This window comes from Streptomyces sp. SID5785, assembly GCF_009870065.1.
In the GTDB taxonomy this organism is placed as follows: Bacteria; Actinomycetota; Actinomycetes; order Streptomycetales; family Streptomycetaceae; genus Streptomyces.
The window spans coordinates 1-3,601 of sequence record NZ_WWIA01000011.1 but is presented as its reverse complement, the minus strand read 5'-3'; the positions used below and the strand labels follow the sequence as shown (position 1 = coordinate 3,601).

The following is a 3,601-nucleotide window of genomic DNA, read 5'->3' as shown; positions in this document are numbered from 1 at the left end:
AGCGTGAGGACGGCGTCGCCCGCCTCGGGCAGTCCGCCGTTCTGCATGAGGACGACGATCCGCAGCGCGCCGTCCTCGTTGACCAGGCGGTGGACCGTGCCCGGCGTGAACCAGGCGACCGTGCCGGCCGTGAGCGGGGTGCGCCGGTGCCCCTCGGCGGTGAGCGTGTGGACGGCGCCCCGGCCGCCGATGACGACGTACCCCTCGCTGCAGGTCAGATGGATGTGCGGGGTGCCGCCGCACAGCCCGTCGGCCGCGGGCCAGTCGTACACGGTCAGATGGGAGACGGCGACGCCACCGGGCGGACCGCCATAGGCGCCGGACGCGTGTGCGAGGTGGTCCACGGCTGCTCCTCCACGGCTCGGCCACGGGTCCGCACTCCCGCTCGGCAAGCGCTTTCCCCTCGGGCGCCGAACCTAGGCGGGCCCCCGGAACCGGTCAAGGGCGCGTCGCTCCCGCGCCCCCACCCCGACGGCCCCCCGTCGCAGGCCCGTCACTTTCGGGCGCTACGCTGCCCCCGCGCACGCCCCGCGGCCCATGCGGGGACGCATCTGCGCGCCCGGACCGCGCTCGCGGACCCGGTGCTCCCTCCCGTCACCTGGATCGCGTCTCTCCTCCATGTCTTGGTTCGAATCATTCATTCTCGGACTCGTCCAGGGGCTGACAGAGTTCCTGCCGATCTCGTCGAGCGCCCATCTGCGTCTCACTGCCGCGTTCGCCGGCTGGAACGACCCGGGCGCGGCCTTCACGGCGATCACCCAGCTCGGCACCGAGACCGCGGTGGTGATCTACTTCCGCAAGGACATCGCCCGCATCATCTCCTCCTGGTTCAGGTCGCTGACCGACCGGTCGATGCGCGGGGACCACGACGCCCAGATGGGCTGGCTGGTGATCGTCGGCTCGATCCCGATCGGCGTGCTCGGGCTCGCCTTCAAGGACCAGATCGAGGGTCCGTTCCGCGACCTGCGGCTGACGGCGACGACACTGATCCTGCTGGGTGTCGTGCTCGGCGTCGCCGACCGGCTCGCGGCCAGGGACGAGCTGGGCGGCAGGCACCGCGCCGTGCGCTCGCGCAAGGAGCTCAAGGACCTCTCGGTCAAGGACGGCCTGATCTACGGCGTGTGCCAGGCGATGGCCCTGATCCCCGGCGTCTCACGCTCCGGCGCCACCATCAGCGGCGGCCTCTTCCTCGGCTACACGCGCGAGTCCGCGGCCCGCTACTCGTTCCTGCTGGCCATCCCGGCGGTGCTCGCCTCCGGCGTCTTCGAGCTGAAGGACGCCACCGAGGGCGGGCACGTCGCGTGGGGCCCGACGGTCTTCGCGACGCTCATCGCGTTCGTCGTGGGCTACGCGATCATCGCCTGGCTGATGAAGTACATCTCGACGAAGAGCTTCATGCCGTTCGTCTACTACCGGATCGCGCTCGGCGTCGCGATCATCGTCCTGGTCTCGCTGGGCGTCCTGAGCCCGCACGCCGCCGAGTCGGCGGGCTGACCTCAGCCCGCGGCCGCGGCCTCGACGACGGACAGCCCGATCTCCTCGGGCATCCGTGTCACCGCGGTCACGGCGAGCCCGGCCCGCGCGCACAGCTCCCGGAACTGCGCCGCGGTGCGTTCGCGGCCGCCCACGTTGACCAGCATGTTGAGATCGCCCAGGTACATCATGGGCGACTGTGAACCGTCGACGGTCTCCGGCAGCACGACCTCGACGATCAGCACCCGGCCGCCGGGCGGCAGCACGGCGCGCACGCGGGCGAGGATCGCGGCGGCCCGTGCGTCGTCCCAGTCGTGGACCACGCCCTTGAGCAGATAGACGTCCGAACCGGCGGGCACGGACGCGAAGAAGTCACCGGTGACGACCTCGCAGCGGTCGGCGACACCCGCCTCGCCGAGCACCCGGCCGGCCTCGGCCGCGACGCGGGGCAACTCGAACAGGACGCCCCGCAGGTGCGGATACGCGGTCAGCACCGCCGCGAGCAGCGCCCCGTCGCCGCCGCCCACGTCGGTGACCGCGCGGGCGCCGGACAGGCCGAGCGCCGGGGGCAGCAGCGCGGCGGCGGCCCGGCCGCCCTGGCGCATCGACGCGTCGAAGGCCCGGGACAGCTCGGGGTGCGCGGCGAGGTGGCCGAAGAAGTCGGTGCCGAACAGCTCCTCGAACACCGGTCTGCCGGTCCGGACGCTGTCGTCGAGCCGGGCCCAGGACCCGATCATGGCGGGGTCGAGGAACATCCCGACGAACCCCGCCATCGAGTCCGCGCGGCCGGTGCGCAGCAGGGCGCCGCGCCCCGTGAGGGTGAAGGCTCCGGGTGCGGTCTCGGTGGTCAGCCCGGCGGCGGCCAGGGCCCGCAGCAGGCGGCAGGTGGCGTCCGGGTGGGTGCCCAGCGCGGCGGCGACGTCGGCCGCGTCCCGGGGCTGTGCGTCGAGCCGGTCGGCGATGCCGAGGCGCACCGCGGCGGCCAGCGCCTGCGCCGCCATGTGACCGAACACGGTGCTCATGAGCGCGCCGCGGTCCGCGCCGGTGGGTTCGGGCAGCTCGGCCATGGCGTCCTCCGGGGGGCGTCGGCGTCCGGCCGGTGCCGGATCGCGTCCGCTCGGGTCGTGGCGGGGTTCAGCCTAGGCCGTGTCGTCGGGCTCCGGTCGTCGTGTCACCAGCCGACCGGGCCCGCCGCGTCGAAGAAGCCGCCGGTCGGGCCGTCCGGCGCGACCTGGGCCATGCGGACGATGATCTCGGCGCCCTCCTCGACGGTCTGGGTGCCCTGGTTGCCGTTGAGGTCGGTCCTGGTGAACCCCGGTTCGACGGAGTTGACGCGCAGTCGGGGGAAGGCCTTGGCGTACTGGACGGTCAGCATGTTCACCGCGGTCTTGGACGCGGGGTAGGCGATGCCCGGGTAGCCGTGCGCCGGGGCGGCCGGGTCGGTGACCAGGGCCATCGAGGCGAGCCCGCTGCTCACATTGACGATGACGGGGGCGGCGGAGCGGTGCAGCAGCGGCAGGAAGGCGTGGGTGACGCGCAGCGTGCCGAAGACGTTCGTCTCGAAGAGCGGGCGCAGGGTGTCCACCGTCTCGTCGGCGGGCGCGACGATGCCGTTGCCCTCGGTGCGGCCCTCGATCCCGGCGTTGTTCACGAGGACGTCGAGCCCGCCGTCGGCCTCGATCGTGCGGGCCGCGGCGGCGACGGACTCCTCGTCGGTGACGTCGATGACGACGTGGCGCGCGCCGAGCTCGGCGGCGGTGGCGCGGCCGCGCTCGGGGTCCCGGCTGCCGATGTAGACGGTGTGGCCCGCGGCGAGGAGGCGGCGGGCGGTCTCGCGGCCGAGGCCCTTGTTGGCCCCGGTGATCAGTGTGGTGGTCATGGCTCCAGGCTGCGCCGCCGCGGCGGGGCGGGCCAGTGCCTCCGGCTTCCTGGGACCGCGGGTACCAGGAAGATCCGTACCGGACAGGGCACAGTGGAGGGCATGGCGAGCGCGGCACCGGGACCCAGCGACGGCTTCGAGGACTTCGGCGCGATGCTGCGGCGGTGGCGGGACCGGGTGCCGCCGGAGGCGGTGGGGCTGCCTGCGGCCGGACGGCGCCGTGCGTCCGGGCTGCGCCGCGAGGAGCTA

The 3,601-nt window shown here is 73.7% G+C and carries 4 protein-coding genes and 1 pseudogene; 2 read left to right on the top strand and 3 right to left on the bottom strand.

What is annotated here, in order from left to right; translation table 11 throughout:
• Positions 1 to 344, bottom strand: a 344-nt coding sequence (locus GTW43_RS00470; RefSeq protein WP_161299533.1) for a cupin domain-containing protein, incomplete at its 3' end; no start/stop codon positions are given.
• A gap of 274 nt (positions 345 to 618) precedes the next feature.
• Here GTW43_RS00470 and GTW43_RS00465 point away from each other — a divergent pair.
• Positions 619 to 1,494 (top strand): undecaprenyl-diphosphate phosphatase, encoded by an 876-nt coding sequence (locus tag GTW43_RS00465; RefSeq protein ID WP_161299532.1) that lies wholly within the window; start codon positions 619 to 621, stop codon positions 1,492 to 1,494.
• A 2-nt stretch (positions 1,495 to 1,496) separates the two neighbouring features.
• Here the strand turns inward: GTW43_RS00465 and GTW43_RS00460 are convergent, their stop codons facing one another.
• Positions 1,497 to 2,540: a methyltransferase gene (locus GTW43_RS00460; protein WP_161299531.1), complete on the bottom strand. Its 1,044-nt coding sequence runs from the start codon at positions 2,538 to 2,540 to the stop codon at positions 1,497 to 1,499.
• Between the two features lie 104 nt (positions 2,541 to 2,644).
• Complete coding sequence (locus GTW43_RS00455; protein WP_161299530.1) at positions 2,645 to 3,352, bottom strand: SDR family NAD(P)-dependent oxidoreductase; 708 nt, start codon at positions 3,350 to 3,352, stop codon at positions 2,645 to 2,647.
• Positions 3,353 to 3,454: 102 nt separating this feature from the next.
• On the opposite strand from GTW43_RS00455, the pseudogene GTW43_RS37360 reads away from it, so the two are divergent.
• Positions 3,455 to 3,601 (top strand): annotated as a pseudogene (locus GTW43_RS37360) (transcriptional regulator); the annotation flags it as partial.

Excerpts from the sequence above, each read along its gene's own strand:
- GTW43_RS00460 (WP_161299531.1), bottom strand. The coding sequence starts at position 2,540 with ATGGCCGAGCTGCCCGAACCCACCGGCGCGGACCGCGGCGCGCTCATG.
- GTW43_RS00455 (WP_161299530.1), bottom strand. The coding sequence starts at position 3,352 with ATGACCACCACACTGATCACCGGGGCCAACAAGGGCCTCGGCCGCGAG.
- GTW43_RS00465 (WP_161299532.1), top strand. The coding sequence starts at position 619 with ATGTCTTGGTTCGAATCATTCATTCTCGGACTCGTCCAGGGGCTGACA.